Origin of the sequence: Nocardia sp. NPDC005366, from assembly GCF_040606855.1 — a bacterium.
Taxonomy (GTDB): Bacteria; Actinomycetota; Actinomycetes; order Mycobacteriales; family Mycobacteriaceae; genus Nocardia.
Genome location: NZ_JBEXFQ010000015.1, coordinates 1 through 17,726 on the forward strand (window position 1 = coordinate 1; position 17,726 = coordinate 17,726).

14 protein-coding genes are annotated in these 17,726 nt (G+C 67.1%); 5 read left to right on the plus strand and 9 right to left on the minus strand.

From position 1 onward, the window contains the following. Window positions 1-277 precede the first annotated feature (277 nt). The gene (locus ABZS43_RS18425) at window positions 278-697 is read right to left on the minus strand and encodes a DUF5318 domain-containing protein (RefSeq protein ID WP_355037113.1); all 420 of its coding nucleotides are present in this window, start codon (window positions 695-697) and stop codon (window positions 278-280) included. A gap of 161 nt (window positions 698-858) precedes the next feature. Between ABZS43_RS18425 and ABZS43_RS18430 the strand changes: the two genes are divergently transcribed. The 4 genes from ABZS43_RS18430 to ABZS43_RS18445 all read left to right on the plus strand — a co-directional run bounded on the left by ABZS43_RS18430 (window position 859) and on the right by ABZS43_RS18445 (window position 4,557). After that, entirely contained in the window at window positions 859-1,956 is a 1,098-nt protein-coding gene (locus ABZS43_RS18430; RefSeq protein ID WP_355037114.1) for a DUF1707 domain-containing protein, read from the plus strand. A 31-nt stretch (window positions 1,957-1,987) separates the two neighbouring features. Then, a complete protein-coding gene (locus ABZS43_RS18435; RefSeq protein WP_355037115.1) occupies window positions 1,988-2,779 on the plus strand; it encodes a DUF1707 domain-containing protein in 792 nt (263 codons plus the stop codon). A gap of 133 nt (window positions 2,780-2,912) precedes the next feature. Further along, the gene (locus tag ABZS43_RS18440; protein WP_355037116.1) at window positions 2,913-3,470 is read left to right on the plus strand and encodes a PadR family transcriptional regulator; all 558 of its coding nucleotides are present in this window, start codon (window positions 2,913-2,915) and stop codon (window positions 3,468-3,470) included. Next, the gene (locus tag ABZS43_RS18445) at window positions 3,463-4,557 is read left to right on the plus strand and encodes an inositol-3-phosphate synthase (RefSeq protein ID WP_355037117.1); all 1,095 of its coding nucleotides are present in this window, start codon (window positions 3,463-3,465) and stop codon (window positions 4,555-4,557) included. The genes ABZS43_RS18440 and ABZS43_RS18445 overlap by 8 nt, the downstream gene beginning before the upstream one ends. Window positions 4,558-4,676: 119 nt before the next feature. Here ABZS43_RS18445 and ABZS43_RS18450 read toward each other — a convergent pair whose 3' ends face one another. From ABZS43_RS18450 to aceA, 4 genes are all read right to left on the minus strand, one after another. Continuing rightward, the gene (locus ABZS43_RS18450) at window positions 4,677-5,102 is read right to left on the minus strand and encodes a GyrI-like domain-containing protein (protein WP_355037118.1); all 426 of its coding nucleotides are present in this window, start codon (window positions 5,100-5,102) and stop codon (window positions 4,677-4,679) included. Between the two features lie 9 nt (window positions 5,103-5,111). After that, the gene (locus tag ABZS43_RS18455; RefSeq protein WP_355037119.1) at window positions 5,112-5,570 is read right to left on the minus strand and encodes a GyrI-like domain-containing protein; all 459 of its coding nucleotides are present in this window, start codon (window positions 5,568-5,570) and stop codon (window positions 5,112-5,114) included. A gap of 317 nt (window positions 5,571-5,887) precedes the next feature. Next, complete coding sequence (locus ABZS43_RS18460; protein ID WP_355037120.1) at window positions 5,888-8,170, minus strand: transglycosylase domain-containing protein; 2,283 nt, start codon at window positions 8,168-8,170, stop codon at window positions 5,888-5,890. A gap of 457 nt (window positions 8,171-8,627) precedes the next feature. Further along, window positions 8,628-9,914: an isocitrate lyase gene (gene aceA, locus ABZS43_RS18465; protein ID WP_355037121.1), complete on the minus strand. Its 1,287-nt coding sequence runs from the start codon at window positions 9,912-9,914 to the stop codon at window positions 8,628-8,630. Window positions 9,915-10,397: 483 nt separating this feature from the next. On the opposite strand from aceA, the gene ABZS43_RS18470 reads away from it, so the two are divergent. Then, window positions 10,398-11,522, plus strand: coding sequence for a lipase family protein (locus ABZS43_RS18470; RefSeq protein WP_355037122.1), 1,125 nt, complete (start codon window positions 10,398-10,400; stop codon window positions 11,520-11,522). A 68-nt stretch (window positions 11,523-11,590) separates the two neighbouring features. Here the strand turns inward: ABZS43_RS18470 and puuE are convergent, their stop codons facing one another. The 4 genes from puuE to ABZS43_RS18490 form a co-directional block, all read right to left on the minus strand. Beyond that, window positions 11,591-12,535, minus strand: coding sequence for an allantoinase PuuE (gene puuE, locus ABZS43_RS18475; protein ID WP_355037123.1), 945 nt, complete (start codon window positions 12,533-12,535; stop codon window positions 11,591-11,593). Continuing rightward, the gene (gene alc, locus ABZS43_RS18480; protein ID WP_355037270.1) at window positions 12,532-13,476 is read right to left on the minus strand and encodes an allantoicase; all 945 of its coding nucleotides are present in this window, start codon (window positions 13,474-13,476) and stop codon (window positions 12,532-12,534) included. The genes puuE and alc overlap by 4 nt, the downstream gene beginning before the upstream one ends. Window positions 13,477-13,545: 69 nt before the next feature. Continuing rightward, window positions 13,546-14,781, minus strand: a complete 1,236-nt coding sequence (locus ABZS43_RS18485) for an aldolase/citrate lyase family protein (protein WP_355037124.1) — start codon at window positions 14,779-14,781, stop codon at window positions 13,546-13,548. Beyond that, window positions 14,778-17,690 (minus strand): molybdopterin cofactor-binding domain-containing protein, encoded by a 2,913-nt coding sequence (locus tag ABZS43_RS18490; RefSeq protein WP_355037125.1) that lies wholly within the window; start codon window positions 17,688-17,690, stop codon window positions 14,778-14,780. Before ABZS43_RS18490 ends, ABZS43_RS18485 begins: the two co-directional genes overlap by 4 nt. Between the last annotated feature and the right edge of the window lie 36 nt (window positions 17,691-17,726).

The window sequence follows — 17,726 nt, forward strand, 5'->3', positions numbered from 1 at the left end:
GCCAGGGCGCGGGCCGCCCGGCGGGGGCGGCGGCGGGCGGTACCCGGGCGGCGGCGTCGCCCGCCGCTCGGGATACGCGTCGGGATCCGGATGTGAACTTCGCTGAGCACGGCCGCCGTGCGGTTCATCGCCGTAGGGGGAAGTCTCGTAGGGCGAATTCACTGACAAGATCTCCATAACTCGTATCGGACTGCGGTACGGGGTGTGGTCGTTGACATCGCGGTGACGGAGACATGGTGACTCCGCACGTCATCCAGGTGGCAGATGACCAGGCACATTATTCGGCGACAGTACGCCGGTTGGTCCGGGTACCGGTGCGACGCCGTGTCGGCGTCGGCGCGGTTCCGAGCACATAGGACTGCACCAGATGATTCCAGCTGCAGGTCCGGCATACTTCGACGACGTGAACCGAGAACTCCTCGCGAGTCTCGGCCAGACGAACCAACTCCTCGGGTGTGCGGGCCGATCCTGCTATCGCTCCGAGGCCGTCGCCGTAGACCCAGGATACGAGCGTGAGCTGTTCTTTCCGGCAGATAGGGCACGTGACCTCGCTCCCCCGACCGTGGAACTTCGCCGCACGCAGCAGGTAGGGATTTGCATCACATACCTCGGCGACATCGACCCGGCCCGCATAGACGTCAGCCAGCAGCGACCGACGCCGAAGCGCGTAGTCGACGACCTGCCGCTGAATTCGCACGAGAACCAGAGTAGCTGTGTCTGATTGGCGGCGCTGGCGCGCGGCGGCTTCGGGCCCGCACGTCGCGGCGGCGGGTAGCGATACCCGCACGAAAAGCGGTGTTTCGATGCGAACACATCGGTTGCGGCGCTGACCGGGCCCCGGCCGTTTACGATTCAGCCGTGTCCACTACGGCTTCCGGGCGCATGCGAGCGCGTGACCTCGACCGCTCGAACGTGTCCAGTGTGCTGGACGCCGCCTACGCGGAGGGTCAACTCGGCGCGGACGAATACCACGACCGCACCGCGAAAGCCGCGTCGGCGAAGACACTCGGCGAACTGGACGCCCTGCTCGCCGATCTGCAATCACCAACGGCAGTAACGGATCTCACGTCGCCGCGCGCGACGAAGTCGCGAAATACACTGCCTCGCCGTCGTTTCTCCGGCAGCTATCCTCCACATACCCGCGCCCGCGAGATCGATCGCGGCGCGACGATTCGCGCCCTCGACGACGCGCGCGCCGAGGGGCAGCTCACCGAGGACGAACACCAGGCGCTCACCGAACTCGCCGCCGAGGCGAAAACACTCGGCGACTTGGCCGAACTGGTGTCGGACCTGCAACGTCGCGCCGACGCCGCACCGCAGCCGAGCCCGCCACGCTCGCATCGGCGCACCGTCTTCCGTGTCGCCATCGTCGCGACGGCGACAGTCGCGGCCGTGGCGGGTTTCGTCGTCACCGGTCGCGAGGAACCCGCGCCGCCCGCCACGCGGACGAGCGCGCCCCCGATCGACCTTTCCGCGGTGGAACCGCTGGTCATGCCGACGCCGAACCTCACGACCGCCGAGGGCATGACACTGTTCCGTGAGCGCTACCGCGCCAAATTCGGCGACACCATCGTCGACGAACTGCGTTTCTACGACAGTCACGCGTCGGTGCAGCGGGTCGCGCCCGAGGGCCAGGAATGGTCGGTGAGCTACGACTATCGCGGCGGCTTCCAGCCCGCGGGCGGCCCGGCCCTGTCCGCTCGCCCACGTGACACCGTGCCCCTCGATCTGGCGACCCTCGATTTCGAGGCCATCGGCAAGGTGGTCGCCGCCGCGCCCGGCGCCACTCGGGTTCCCCAGGGCGTCGTCGGGGGTGTGTTCATCGAGGTATCCGAGTGGGGACCGTCCAAGGGCATCCCCGCGGTGGATATCAACGTCCGCAACGAGCGCAGTCAATACGGGAACGTGCTCGTCTCGAATACCGGCGATGTGCTGAAGGTGACGGAGGTGCGATGACCCGCGCGGATAAGACGGAAACGGTGTGGTGATGGCCTCGACGACATCGCGGCTGCGGGCGCGCGATGACGATCGCGCCGACGCCTGCGGCCTGCTCGACGCGGCGCTCGCGGACGGTCAGTTGAGTGTGGCCGAGCACGCCGCCCGCACCAGCTCGGCTATGAAAGCCCAGTCCTTCGGGGAACTGGACACACTCATCGGCGATCTCCAGATACCCGGTGAGATGGTCGACGCGCCCGTGGTGCGCGGCGGAGTGCGCCGAGCCGGGCGCTGGTGGATTCCGGTCGCGATTCTCCTGGTCGCGGCACTGGTCGGCATGGGAGCGGGCTGCGTGAGCCGTGCGACGGTCGACAAGGTCTCCGAGCCGCCCCTGCCGGTTTTGACGACAGGTTCCGGCCTCGCCTATTTCATCGATCGCTACCGGGCCGAATTCGGCGACACGGTGACCGACGATCTCACGGTCTACCCCGGCTACGCCCTGTTCCACACCAGTACCGGCAATCCGCTGAAATCGCAGTACTACCACTTCCAGGGAGATTTCGACGAGTTCGGTTCGGAGTCCTCCCGCAAGCCCAGCACCCCGACTCTCGACTTCGGGACCGTGAACCTGCCGGTTCTGGCCCGACTGCTGGCAGGCGCGGTCCAGTCGCTGAAAGTCGCGAACGGGCGCATCAGCCATATCAGCTTCGAGTACCCGTCGGGTTCGTCCAAGGACGCCGCGCCCTATGTGCGGGTCTACGTCCAGAACGAGGCACAGGACTCCGGCTTCATGACGATCGCCTTCGACGGCGAAGTGCTCGACGTCCGCCCGCCCAGCGAGTAGGCCGGATAAACCGCCGCTACCAGCGAAGATGTGTTTCGCATCGGGTACGACTGTGCATAGATGTATCGGCGCGATATAGTTTGGCATCGCATCCATTGGTTAGGTCTGTACACACGTCTGGGGGTGAAGCCCGATGCTCGAGCTGGCAATCCTCGGGCTGCTCCTCGAATCGCCCATGCACGGGTACGAGCTGCGCAAGCGGCTGACCGGCCTGCTCGGGGCGTTTCGGGCCTTCTCGTACGGTTCGCTCTATCCGACCCTGCGCCGAATGCAGGCGGACGGGCTGATCGCGGAGGAACTCCCCGAGGGCACGGTCACTCGCCGTGCCAGGCGGGTGTACGAACTGACCCCGGTGGGCCGGGAGCGGTTTCACGAACTGCTCGCCGACACCGGCCCGCAGAACTACACCGACGACGGCTTCGGCGTCCACCTCGCCTTCTTCAGCCGCACCCCCGCCGAGGCGCGGATGCGGATTCTCGAAGGCAGGCGCCGACAGGTCGAGGAACGCCGAGAGGGGTTGCGGGAGGCGATCAAACGGGCCAGCGGATCGCTGGACCGCTACACCCGCCAGCTCCACCAGCTCGGTCTGGAATCAAGCGAGCGCGAAGTGCGCTGGCTCAACGAGTTGATTGCGGCGGAGCAATCAACGAAGGCGGCACCACAGAAAGAGGGAAACATCGGCCATGACTGACACCAATACGGCTGGTAACGCCACCGAAGTACGCGTGGCCATCGTGGGCGTTGGCAACTGCGCCTCCTCCCTGGTCCAGGGCGTGCAGTACTACAAGGACGCGGACGAGACCGCGGTCGTGCCCGGTCTGATGCACGTCAAGTTCGGCAAGTATCACGTCCGCGACGTCAAATTCGTCGCCGCGTTCGACGTGGACGCCAAGAAGGTCGGCTTCGACCTCGCCGAGGCGATTTTCGCGAGCGAGAACAACACCATCAAGATCTCCGACGTGCCGCCGTCCGACGTCGTCGTGCAGCGCGGTCCGACCCTCGACGGAATCGGCAAGTACTACGCCGAGACCATCGAACTGTCCGAGGCCGAGCCGGTCGACGTCGTCAAGGTACTCAAAGACGCCAAGGTCGACGTCCTGGTCTCCTACCTGCCGGTGGGTTCGGAAGAAGCGGACAAGTTCTACGCGCAGTGCGCCATCGACGCGGGCGTCGCCTTCGTCAACGCACTGCCCGTCTTCATCGCCTCCGATCCGGTCTGGGCGCAGAAATTCATCGACGCGGGTATCCCCATCGTCGGCGACGACATCAAGAGCCAGGTCGGCGCGACCATCACCCACCGCGTGATGGCCAAACTGTTCGAAGATCGCGGCGTGCAGCTCGACCGCACCATGCAGCTCAACGTCGGCGGCAACATGGACTTCAAGAACATGCTCGAGCGTGAGCGCCTGGAGTCGAAGAAGATCTCCAAGACCCAGGCCGTCACCAGCAACCTGAAGAAGGAACTGGGCGCGGGCGACGTGCACATCGGCCCGTCCGACCACGTCGGCTGGCTCGACGACCGCAAGTGGGCCTACGTGCGCCTGGAAGGCCGCGCCTTCGGCGACGTGCCGCTGAACCTGGAATACAAACTCGAGGTGTGGGATTCGCCCAACTCGGCGGGCATCATCATCGACGCGGTGCGTGCGGCGAAGATCGCCCTCGATCGCGGCATCGGCGGACCGGTCATCCCGGCCTCCGCCTACCTGATGAAGTCCCCGCCCAAGCAGCTGGCCGACGACGTCGCCCGCGAACAGCTGGAAGCCTTCATAGCTGGGTGATCGGCGGCCCGGGGGCCGCGGGTTCGCGGCCATCTAGTGGTGAGGTCGGCCTGTGAGAACCGGCCGGAGGATGTACATCCTCCGGCCGGTTTTCGTATTCGCTTGTGTCCTGGTCTCTTTCAGTCCAGTGAGACGTAGACCTCGACCGAAGTCGGTCCGGTGTAGCGCTCGATCTCGGCGGCATGCGAGCGGGTGATGATGCCCGCGCTCTCCGCCTTGGCGACCTGGGCCCACGCGGTGCGCAGCAGATCGTAAGGTTTGTCGGAGACAACGAATTTCGCGTAGCGGCCCTGGGGGATTCGGGTCAGCACATCACCGGCGTCCATCTCATCGATGTCGGCGATCTCGTAGCCGAGTACGGCGACGGCGTGATCGTTCTGGGCGATATACGCCGCCACCCGCGGCACATTCTTCTCGCGTGCCAGGTAGCGATCCCAGGTGAAATTCACCAGGTCCAGATCGCGCGCGGCTACCTCGCGGCCGGACAGCGGGATGGTGAGTCCGGCGACCAGGCTTTCATCCAACGTGACGATCTCGAAATCCACAGTCCGTTCCTACCCGTCACTCGGTTCGTCCGCCACCGCCACGAAAACCTCCGCGGTGCGGGCATCGGGATAGTGCTCCCAGTCGCCCGTATAGGACCGGACGATGCGTCCGGCTGCCTCCGCGTCCCATACCGCCCGCCAGATGCCGACGATGGTATCCCCGAGGTTGTCACCGCTGGCGATGAACCGGGCGTAGCGTCCCGCCGGTACTCGTGCGAGGACGTCACCGGGCAGCAGGTCGGCGATGCTACGACAGCGGTAGCCGACGATATGGGTCAGGTACGAATTGATCTCCGGCGCGTGGTCGACGAACGCACTGGTCGGCGGCCCCGGTAGGCGGTGCGCCAGAATGCGCTTCCACGCTTCCTCGACCTTGGCGCGGCGCGGGCCTTCGACCGCGAGCGCCGGACTGCGCAGGACAGTGCCCGCCACCAGCGTCTCGGGTTGGTCAACGACATTGAAATCCACCGGCGTAGCCCCTATGTCTAGTCTGTCTTCACTATGCGGCGCTGCCGGGCCCATCGTGGCCGCGCAGGCTGATCGCCTCGGGCCCGTCGCTCGCGCCTGATATTCAATTTGCGGCGGTCGCGGGCAAGCTGCGTCGCGTTCGCCGCGTTGTCGTCGCTCGAGCGCATATCTTCCCGCATCGGTCCCTCGGTCTCGGCATCGGGCCGATTTCCCTTCGGCGCCGATACGCCCACTCTGGCAAACGATGCTGCCATGTCGGGCGTTCCCGGTGGGCGTCGTAGGTCACAAGATCGACACTAGATGGCACGGCGGGGTGATCATCGCGGTCCCGGGATGTTCAGGCCGGGGAAGATCTCCGACGGTCGGGGTTGCCCGGAGGCAGACGGAGTGATGCTCGGCGGCACGGGCTTCGTTGTCTGCGGGGGATTCAGGATGTCGTACGGCCCGCCGGAAGGTTTGCCCGGATCGATTCCGGGGGCGCCGCCGCCTGGCGCGGCGGCGGTCGGGAACTGTTCGATCGGACTGCCCTGCAGCGCCGCGTCCATCATCTGTTTCCAGATATCGGCGGGTAGGCCGGAACCGTAGATATCGGCGCCGCGGGCGGTGCGAATGGGTTGCGATTGTTCGGAGCCCACCCACACGGCGGTCGACAGCGACGGGGTGAAGCCGATCATCCACGCGTCCTTGTTCAGATCGGATACCCCCAGTTGAGTGGTACCGGTTTTGGCGGCGGACGGACGGTCGCCCGCGAGGCCGTGGCCGTTGGAGTAGGAGGCGATCGGGATCATGGCCTGCACGGTGTTGTCGGCGATGGTTCGGGAGATGCGCTGCTGGCCGGGCGGCAACTGCTCGCCGACCTGGGTTTCGGCTGGACCGCGATCGAGCAGTACGCGGCCGTCGCCGGTGACGACGCGCTGGACGAAATAGGGTTGGTGATAGACGCCGGACGCGGCGATGGTGGCATAGGCCGAGGCCATGTCGATCGGGCGAACCAGATACTGCCCCAGCACGATTCCATTGAGTGGGCGACCGCCGTCCTCGGTGAGGGTCTTGCCGGCGACACCGGGAATCTCCTCGGGAATACCCGCCTGGTGCGCGGCGTCGGCGATGGCCTTCGGTCCGTCGAACATCGTCATGGTCAGCCGGTAGAAAACGGTGTTGAGCGATCGTTTCAGTGCTTCGGCCATGGAGCATTTACCGCAGGACTCCCCGTCGACATTGGTGATAACGGTGCCGCGGTCGGTGACCGGTGAACTGTCCAGGATCCGGGTGAGCGGAATGCTCTGCTGCTGAGCGGCGATGGCCGCGAAAACTTTGAAGGCGGAACCGGTTTGCAGTGGAGCCTGCGCGAAATCGTAGCCGAGACCGTCGGCGCCGCCGTAGTAGGCGCGCACCGCGCCCGACCGCGGATCGATCGAGACCACGGCCCCGCGCAGCTGCTGCGGTTGATCGTCGAGACGGTCGTGGATCGCGCCGAGCGCGGCCTGCTGGGCTTTGGCGTCGATGGTGGTGGTGATCTGCAGCGCGCCGGTATTCAACTCGCGTTCGCTGATGCCGGAGGCGCGCAATTCGCGCAGCACCTGGGTGCGGATCAGACCTTCCGGGCCGCGCGCCTGCGTGTCGTTCGGGAGATCGCTGATCGGCACGATATCCGGGAAGACCGTCGCGTCACGATCACCGGGGGCGAGTACCCCCATCTCGACCATGCCGTCGACCACGTAGTGCCAGCGCGCCTTCAGATCCGGCAGATGCGTTTCCGGATCGAGGATGGACGGTGTGCGCAGTACGGCGGCCAGCACCGCGCCCTCGGCGAGCGTCAGTCGCGTGGGCGGCTTGGCGAAATACGCCTGCGACGCGGCGGCGATGCCGTAGGAGCCACGGCCGTAATAGACGGTGTTGAGGTAGGCGGCGAGGATGTCGTCCTTACTCCACTGCCGCGCCATCTTGGCCGCGATGATCAGTTCGCGCATCTTGCGGGTGAGGGTGCGTTCGGAACCGAGGAACGCGTTCTTCACGTACTGCTGGGTGATGGTCGAACCGCCGCCCGCGTTGTCCCGGCCCGCGATATTGTCGCGGATCGCGCGGACGAATCCGGAGGCGGAATATCCCGGATTGGTGTAGAAATCCCGGTCCTCGGCCGACAGGACCGCCTCACGTACCGGCTGCGGCACCTCCGCCAATGGAACGGGGGTCCGATTCCCTTCCGGCGGAACAACCTTCGTGATGACAGTGCTGCCATCCGAGGCGAGAACGGTGGCGATCTGGTTACTCTGCACCGCCGCCGGATCGGGGATCTCGGCACTCCAGTAGACCAGGACGAACAGCAGGGACGGCACCGCGACGAACAGGATGAACAGGGCGAGCAATAGTCGCCGGAATCGTTCACCACGCGTGCGCGGCCCCCGTTTCGACGATTGCGAGGACGGTCGATCGTCGGCGGGCCGCGAGGTAGCGCGACTCGAATTCGCCACGGCCCCAGCCATTTCGGCCTTGACCTTCTCGCGTTCGTTGAACCCGGCGATCGAGGCATAGGGAGCGTCCGAAGGCTTCGCCTCGGCATCGCGACCTCCGCGTCGCTTTCCGAACGAGCTCACGATCATCTCCTCCCGGCGCGTCGGTAGAGACCCCACCTGTGAGTAGTACGGACACAACGATCGTCGAACCGAGCCTGGCATCGGACTCTACCCGCGCCCGAGCCCCCCGCGAAGCACTCGCCCCCGAGGGATACCCCCGGAGCGAGCCTGACAAGCGACCGTCGACAACCGACCCGATCCGCGCGGAGCGAGCCTGACAAATGACCGTCGACAACTGACCCGATCCGCGCGGAGCGGGCCTGACAAGCGGCGGTCGACAACCGCCCGGATCCGCGTGGGGCAGACCTGACAAGCGACCGTCGACAACCGACCCGACCCACACGGAGCGAGTCTTACGAGCGACCGTTCGCGGCCCGTCTCGCGTCCGAGTGGTCGAAGCGCATGCGCCGAAGGCGCGAGTCTCGACCACTCGGACGCGAGACGAAGGGGGCCGCGAACCCGCGGCCCCCTGGCCGCAGAAACATCAGTGGAACTGACCCTCTTCGGTCGAGCCCTTCAGCGCGGCCGTGGAGGTGTTCGGGTCGACGGTGGTGGCGATCAGGTCGAAGTAGCCCGCGCCGACCTCACGCTGGTGCTTGGTGGCGGTGTAACCGCGCTCCTCGGCCGCGAACTCGCGCTCCTGCAGGTCGACGTAGGCGGTCATGCCCTCGCGGGCGTAGCCGTAGGCCAGGTCGAACATGCCGTAGTTGAGCGAGTGGAAGCCGGCCAGGGTGATGAACTGGAACTTGAAGCCCATGGCGCCGAGCTCGCGCTGGAACTTCGCGATGGTCGCGTCGTCCAGGTGCTGCTTCCAGTTGAAGGACGGCGAGCAGTTGTAGGCCAGCAGCTGGTCCGGGAATTCGCTGCGGACGGCCTCGGAGAACTTCTTGGCCAGCTCGAGGTCGGGGGTGCCGGTCTCCATCCAGATGAGGTCGGCGTAGGGCGCGTAGGCCTTGGCACGCGCGATGCAGGGCTCGATGCCGTTCTTCACACCGAAGAAGCCCTCGGCGGTGCGGGTGCCGTCGAGGAACGGCTTGTCCCGATCGTCCACGTCGGTGGTGATCAGGGTGGCGGCCTCGGCGTCGGTGCGCGCGATGATGACCGACGGCACGTCGGCGACGTCGGCGGCCAGACGCGCGGAGGTCAGGGTGCGGATGTGCTGCGAGGTCGGGATGAGAACCTTGCCGCCCAGGTGGCCGCACTTCTTCTCGGAGGCCAGCTGGTCCTCCCAGTGCACACCGGCGGCGCCGGCGGCGATCATGGCCTTCTGCAGTTCGTAGGCGTTCAGCGCGCCACCGAAGCCGGCTTCGGCGTCGGCGACGATCGGGGCCAGCCAGTTGGACACCGAGGTGTCGCCCTCGACCTTGGCGATCTCGTCGGCGCGCAGTAGCGCGTTGTTGATGCGGCGGACCACGGCGGGAACCGAGTTGGCCGGGTACAGCGACTGGTCCGGGTAGGTGTGGCCGGATAGGTTCGCGTCACCGGCGACCTGCCAACCGGACAGGTAGATGGCCTTCAGGCCCGCGCGGACCTGCTGGACCGCCATGTTGCCGGTGAGGGCGCCGAGGGAGTTGATGTAGTCCTCGTTGGTGACGAGATCCCACAGGATCTCCGAGCCACGACGAGCGAGGGTCGCCTCTTCGATGACGGTGCCCTGGAGCTTCGACACCTGCTCCGCGGTGTAGTTACGGGTCAGGCCCTTCCAACGGGGGTTGGTGTCCCAATCCTTCTGAATTTCCGCAGCGGTCTTCGGGGTGCCGGTCGTCGACATCTCTGACTCCACTTCTCTCTGGTCGGTCGGTGCCGCTCGCCGAGAGTTCACTCGAACTGCTGTGGCGGCAATTTGCAGGCTTGCTAGGGCCTAGGGGTGTACTTCCACACGATGGCACACCAGAAAATAGCCGTCTACCTGTTGCTACTGTGAATCTCAGCTAGGTTTCCACTGCCTTTTGCTAACTTTGTGAAATTTGCGGGCGAATTGCAAGCGCCGGTTCTACCCGCCGGTAGCTCTGACATGCGGTTTTACCGTAACGCTCGTACTGTTTGAAACGGGCGGAAATTCGGGCGGCGGCGGGGCCGACCGGCGGGCGCTGTGAGCACATTCACAGGTTCGGGAGCCCGCCGTCGGCGTGAGACCGGCCACTACCGAGGGGCGCGCGCGGAGGTCCGGTCCGGCACACTGAGACCGCCGACCGAAGTCGGGCACCCGTCCGACCGATCGCCCGTGCGATGACATCGACCGAAGAGGAGAGCGATGCGGAAACTGTGGATCGCGGCGGGGGCCTGCGCGATCGGCCTGCTGAATACGCCCACGGCGAGTGCGGACCCGGCGGGCGCGGTCATCTCGGTCGAACCGCTGTCCGCGGTCGCGACGCTGCCCGGTTCGGCGCATGCGGCCCGCATCCTGTACGGCTCGACCACCGCGGGCGATCAGTCGACCACCGCGAGCGCCGCGGTGTATTTCCCGCCCGGTGCGCCGCCCACCGGCGGCTGGCCGGTGATCGCCTGGGCGCACGGGACCGTCGGACTCGGCGACGACTGCGCGTACAGCATCGCGGGTCCGGCCGCGGTCGAACGCGACTGGGCCTACCTCGGCGCCTGGCTGAATCAGGGCTACGCGATCGTCGCGGCCGATTACGCCGGACTCGGCACACCGGGTGAGCACCCGTATCTGAACGGCTCGGTCGAAGCGCACAACGTGGTGGACGCGGTCGCGGCGGCGACGACACGATATCCGGCGCTGTCGAGGAAATGGGCGGTGGTCGGGCAATCTCAGGGCGGCGGCGCCGCCGTGTACACGGCCCGCTACGCCACCGAATTCGGCGGAAAGGAACTCGACTATCGGGGCGCCGTCGCCACCGGCGTACCCGCCTATATCGAGAACATCCTGCAACCGCTCGGCCCCGGCGTGCCGCCGATCGAATTGGGCGCGCACACCACCGCCTACGTGTTCTACATTCTCAACGGATTGCGCACCACCTATCCGGAATTGGATATCGAGTCATTTCTGACCGCGTCGGGCAAGCACTGGCTGGAACGCGCGCGCACGGAATGCGTCGATCAATTCGGCGACGAACTCTCGGCGAACAATGTGGTGATCGGCGAGCAGTTCGCGCGCCCACTCGCCCAGATCCCCGACCTGCTCGGCATCCTCACCCGGACCATGGGCCTGCCCGAATCCGGCTACGACAGGCCGCTGTTCCTCGGCCAGGGTCTGCGCGACACCGATGTGATCACCCCGGCGACGCTGCTGTTCGCCGCCAGGCTCGAAGCCGGCGGCCAGCCCGTCACCCTGCACACCTACCCCGACGATCACAACGGCACCGTGAACGCCTCGCTGCCGGATTCGATCCCCTTCGTCCGTAGCCTGTTCGCCTGAGCGACCTTCCCGAGTGCTCCACGCCCGTACGCGCCCGGCCCGTTCCGATCGGGCCGGGCGCTGTCGGTTCAACTCTGCGCGGCGGACAGCCCGTCGCGGGAATTGCCGGCACGACCCGGCGGATGCGTGGCGCGCCAATGCTCGGCGATATCGATGCGACGGGTTATCCACACCCGCTCGCGCGACTGGATGTGGTCGAGGAAACGTTCGAGGGCGGCGACCCGGCCGGGGCGACCGACCAACCGGCAGTGCAGACCGACGGAGAGCATCTTCGGACTGCCTTCCGCGCCTTCGCGGTACAGCACGTCGAAGGCATCGCGCAGATGCGCGAAGAACTGCTCGCCCGAGGGAAACCCGGCGGGGGAGGCGAACCGCATATCGTTGGTATCGAGGGTGTAGGGCACCACCAGGTGGTCGGCGCCGTGCACGGTGACCCAGTACGGCAGATCGTCGGCGTAGGAATCGGAGTCGTAGACGAAACCGCCGTGTTCGACCACGAGTTCACGGGTATTCGGCGAGTCACGGCCCGTGTACCAGCCCAGCGGCGGCGCCCCGGTCAGTTCCGTCAGAACACGCACCGCCTCGGCCATATGTTCGCGCTCGGTGTCGCGATCGATCGATTGATAACTCTTCCAGCGCAGACCGTGACTGGCGATTTCGTGACCGAGTTCCCGAAAAGCAGCCACCGCCTCGGGATTTCGCTGCATCGCCCGCGCGACGGCGAAGATGGTCAATGGCAGACCGCGCCGTTCGAACGCGCGCAGCACCCGCCACAGACCGGCCCGCGAACCGTATTCGTACAGCGATTCCATGCTCATATGGCGATCGGGAAACGCCTCGGCCGGAGTCATTTCCGAGAGGAACGTCTCCGAATGCGCGTCACCGTCGAGGACGTTGTTCTCCCCGCCCTCTTCGTAATTGAGGACGAACTGCACCGCGACGCGCGCACCGCCGGGCCAATGCGGATCGGGCGGAGTACGACCGTAACCGACGAGATCGCGATCGGCCGTCACCCGCCCAACTCCCCGAACAGCCGAAGGCGGGCCAGCCCGCCGTCGGGATAGATATCGAGTCGAACCTCCTCGACCGAGGCCGCCATCGGCGTGATCGCGAAACGGTGCCTGGTATCGGGCAGCAGTGCGGTGCGCGCCAGCAATTCCACCTCGGTGCCGTCGGTCGTGCGACCGGTCAGCCGGGCCGCACCGGGACTGTTGCCGAGGAAATAGGAGGTATCGATCTCAGCCAGCCGGATCAGACCCGGACCGGCCAATCGGATACGCACCCAGTCGTTACCGTGGTCGCGACGGCGCGCGGTCTCCCAGCCGTCACCCATCCGCCGGGCCAGGCCGGGATAGAGCAGCTGATTCGGCGAGCTGTAGAAGCGATTCGAGCAGGCGAGCACCAGTGCGCCGTTCTCCAGGGCCGCGAGATCGAGCGGGCCTAGGCCGAGCAGTTCCGGATCGGGCCTGCCCCTGCCGTGCACCCGCAGCCGCGCGACGCCACCATCGGGATGCATGGTGAGTTTCACATGCGTCCAGCGGTTTCCGTCGCCGACGGGGTACAGGTTACGACTGTCCCCCGATACCTTCGCGTGGTCGATCAGCGTCACCCAGTCCGCGCGTTCGGCGATCTCCCCTGCGGTCGGATAGCCCTCGATCTCCAGCGCCGATACCGAGACGGCGGGCGGATAATTGCCGGTGAACCAGGCCGTATCGACCACGATGCCCCGGATCACACCCGGCACGCCGAGCCGGACGACGGCGGTGTCGTCGCCGGGTTCTCCTCGGTGCCTGCGCGTTTCCCAGCCATCGTAGATCTGGCCTTTGTGCCCGAAGGTCGATGGCTGGTATTCGGCGGGGCCGGGGTTGATCAAATTCTCCTTCTCCGCGAAGGATTCGTCATTCGCCCAGATCACCGAGCCGCCGAGGGGCCGGACCGCGAGATCCGGCAACATCGTGAAATCCTCGTCGCCGATCAGTTCGTTCACCGTGCCTCCTGTGCTGTGACCGTCAGGGTCGTGCGGTCATCGGGGATCGTGCGGTATCGGTTCGCGGGCGAGGAGGGCGCGCAGCACCTCCGGGCTCAATTCCGGAGCCATGGAACGTAATTCCGCATCGGTGCGGGCCCCGCAGTGCGCGGCGCGCAGCACCGTCGCCGCCAGCGCTTCGGCGGTCGCCGGTTCGTCGAGCACACCGCCGCGGCGCCGATCCAGATAGGCGAGCAGGCGCGGGATCGCTACGTCGACGGCATGGCGGAAGAATTCGTAGGTGGCCAGCCACCGGGTGACCAGGTGGCCCGGATGCATATCCCAGCCCTGGTAGTAGCCGCGGCGCAAGGCCCGTCCGACGAGCCGATGGTGGTTGCGCAACGCCCCCTCCTGATCGGTCTCCGGCACGATCTGGGTCGAACCGTCGCAGATCCAGACGCCGGTCTGTGCCGCCGCCACCTGCATCACCGCCTTGGCGTGGTCGGCGGCCGGATGGTCGAGCGCCTGATCGGTCGCGGCTATCCCGCAGGCCGCGGTGTAATCGTAGGTTCCGAAATGCAACGCGCTGCACCGCCGCTCGGCGATGGCGAGCATCCGCGGGATAGGCGCGGTGCCGTCGGCGGCGATGATCGCCTGCGGACTCTCGATCTGCAGTTCGAACCGCAATGCGCCCTCGGCGACGCCGAAACCGTCTTCGAGCCCCTCGCACAGTGTGACGAGCGCCGAAACCTGTTCGACGGCCCTGATCTTGGGCACCGTGACGACGAATCCGTCGGGCACCCCGTCCATGGCATCGAGCACCAGTTCCAGGGTGCGCAGGGCACGGCCGCGTTCCGGGCCTGCCAGGCCCTTGATCCGGATACCGAATCCGGCGGGTCCGTTCGCGGTCGCGGCCCATTCGGCGATGACCTTGCCCGCCGCCGTCGCCGCGGCATCCTCCTGCGCGTCGGGGCGGAAACCATAACCGTCCTCGAAATCGATGCGCAGATCCTGGACCGGATCACCGATCAGCCGGGAACGCACCGCCTCCAGCGCATCGGTTCGGTCCCATTCGGCCAGCAGATCGCGGTGCCGATCGAGCAATGCCACGGCCGCCGCACCCCATTGTTCCGGCGTCGACGCGGCGACCCGGTCGGCGGGCACGTACACGGTGTGGATCGGCTGGACCCTGGCGTCAGGCCCGGGATAGTGGGCACGCAATCGCGCGTCGACCGCGTCGAGGATCGCGTGCAACCGGGCCAGGACGTGCTCGGGCAACCGGGTCGAAGTCACCCTCGGTCTCCTTCCCGCATGGCGCGCCAGATCCGGTCCGCGGTCATCGGCAGTCGGTGCGGCCGTATGCCGACAGCATCCTTGATCGCGTTCGCCAGTGCGGGGGCAACCGGGTTGAACGGGGATTCACTCATCGATTTCGCGCCGAGCGGGCCCAGCTCGTCGCTGGTATCGGCGAAATACACCTCGGTCGGCGGCACGTCGCCGAATTGCGGAATGTGATAGTGCCGCAGGGTGCTCGTGGTGACCACGCCCTCGACGCTGCGCATATCCTCGTACAGCGCGGTGCCGATGGCCTGTGCCACGCCGCCCTCCACCTGCCCGCGGCATTGCACCGGGTTGAGCACCGTCCCCGCGTCGGCGGCCTGGACCGATTGCAGAATGCGCACCGATCCCGTCTCCGGATGCACAGCGACGCGGAAGGCGTGCACATTGAAACTCACCGAGCGGGGGCTGCCCGCGTGGTCGCCGTAGGCACTGAGTTCACCGTCGGCCAGCAGTTCGGCGAAGGTGACGAGCCGATCGCCGCATCGCACCCCGTCGGTCGCCATGTCGGCGTCATCCGGCGCGGTGCCGGTCAGCTTCGCCGCGCGATCGAGTAGCTGTGCGCGCAATGCCAGGGCCGCCGCGTAGGAAGCCTTGCCCGCCACCACGACTCCGGTGGAACCGAAAGCGCCGGTGTCATGGCCGACCAGATCGGTGTCGGACTGCCTGATCACCACGCGCCGCACGTCCGCGCCGAGCGCGGTCGCCGCCAACTGGGCGTGCACGGTGGTGGTGCCATTACCGAATTCCGCCGTACCGACCTGGATTTCGTAGCGCCCGTCGGCACGCAGCGTGGCGATGGCCTCGGAACGGTGACCGCGCGGGGGTATGGTCGCGATCATCGCCAGCGCCATACCGGTCCCCGTCCGCCACTCCGGGCCGGGAGCGGGCACCCCGTTACCCCGAAGCAGCACTTGTTCGGCCAGGTCCAGGCATTGGTCGAGCCCGTAGCTGCCGAAGACGAGGTCCCCGTCGTCGACCGCCGCGCCGACGAACGGGTCGCCCGGCACCACCACATTGCGGCGGCGGAACTCGAACGGGTCGATGCCGAGTTCCCCGGCCAGGTCATCGAGCGCGGATTCCACCGCGAAGATGATCTGCCCGAGACCGTATCCGCGAAACGCGCCGGACGGAATGTTGTTGGTGTACACCGATTGCGCGTCGACCCGTTTGTTCGCGCAGCGATACACCTCGACCGATTCGCCCACCCCGTGGAACATCACACCGGCGCTGTGGTTGCCGTAGGCGCCCGCGTCCGCCAGCACATCGACCGCCAGCGCCGTGAGCGTGCCGCGCGCGTCCGCGCCCGCGGTCACCGCCACCCGCATGGGATGTCTCGTCGTCGCCGAGACGAATTCGTCGGAACGGGTGAATTCGTATTGCACGGGCCGGCCCGTCCGCAGCACCGCGAGCGCGATCAGATCCTCGGCCAGCATCTCCTGTTTGGCCCCGAACCCGCCGCCGACGCGGGTGGCGAAAACCCGAACCCGGTCGCGGGTGAGTCCGAAGATCTCGCAGAGTTCGTCACGCACCAGGAACGGCACCTGGGTGCTGCACCGGATGACGAGCCTGCCGTCCGCGTCCAACCAGCCGATACCGCCGTGGGTTTCGAGGTGGACGTGCTGTGCGCGCGGGGAGTGCCACACCCCGCGCACCACCTTCGCCGCGGCCCGCAATCCGGCCGCGATATCGCCCACCTCGCCGTGCACTTCGGCGACCAGATTCCGCTCCGGGTCGGCGATACGCGCCGAATCAGGTTTTCCGCCGTGTATTTTCGGCGCGCCAGGAGCCAGCGCCGCGGCCGGCTCGAAAACGGCGGGCAGCAGTTCGTATTCGATCCGCACTGCCCGACAGGCCGCGCGTGCGGTGGACAGCGTTTCGGCGACGACCGCGGCGACGCGCTGGCCGACGAACCGGACCGTCCTGTCGAGGACATAGGTGTCGTCCGGATCGTCGGCGCGCGACTCGTGACGTGCGGTGGAGAAGGCGATATCCGGGACGTCGGCGTGGGTGAACACCGCGTGCACGCCGGGCATGGCCTCGGCGGCGGAGGTATCGATGGCGACGATGCGGGCATGCGGATGCGGACTCACCGCCACCGCGATGTGCAGGGGTGCGGTCGGGGGCGCGACGGTGGAAAAGCCCTGGGTGCGACCGGAGTCCGGTATCGGCGAGGTGCCGTCACGTGGCGGCGGGCCGACCGGCGCGACATCGAAGGTGAAAGGTTCGGCGCCGGTGACTAATCGCGGTCCGGCCGGTGCACCGACGCCGGTACCCGCACCGCCCCACGGCGCCGTGGCCGCACGCTCGGGGGTGCGCCGCGCTTCGGCGTCGTGGCTTGCGGGGCCACCGGACGCGACCGCGTGGCCCTGCTCTTGCGCCGCCGTACTCTGCGAGGCGAGCGCCGCGTCGGGCGACCGTTGTTCGGTGGTGAGCGCCTCGCGGATCGCGCGATAGCCCGTGCACCGGCACAGATTGCCCTTCATCAGTTCCGGCATCCGGTCCGGGTCGAGCGCCGAATCCGCCGTACCGCAGCCGAGTCCCGCCGCCGTGACCACCATTCCGGCGGTGCAGAAACCGCACTGGAAAGCCGCGGCGTCGATGAATCGCCGCTGCACCGGATGCGGATCGGTGACACTGCCGAGCCCCGCCGCCGTGGTCACCGTGCGGTCCGCCGCCCGGTAGGCCGGGATGACACAGGAGTGCACGGTCTGCCCGTCGAGCTGAACCGAGCAGGCCCCGCAATCACCCGCGTCGCACCCCTTCTTGACCGCGAAGCGGCCCTGTTCGCGCAGTAGCGTGCGCAGGCATTGGCCGGGGCGCGGCTGCACGTCGAGTATGTCGCCGTCTACTTCGAATCTCATGGCCGCTCACCGATTTCGTCCGCCGGATGTCGCCTG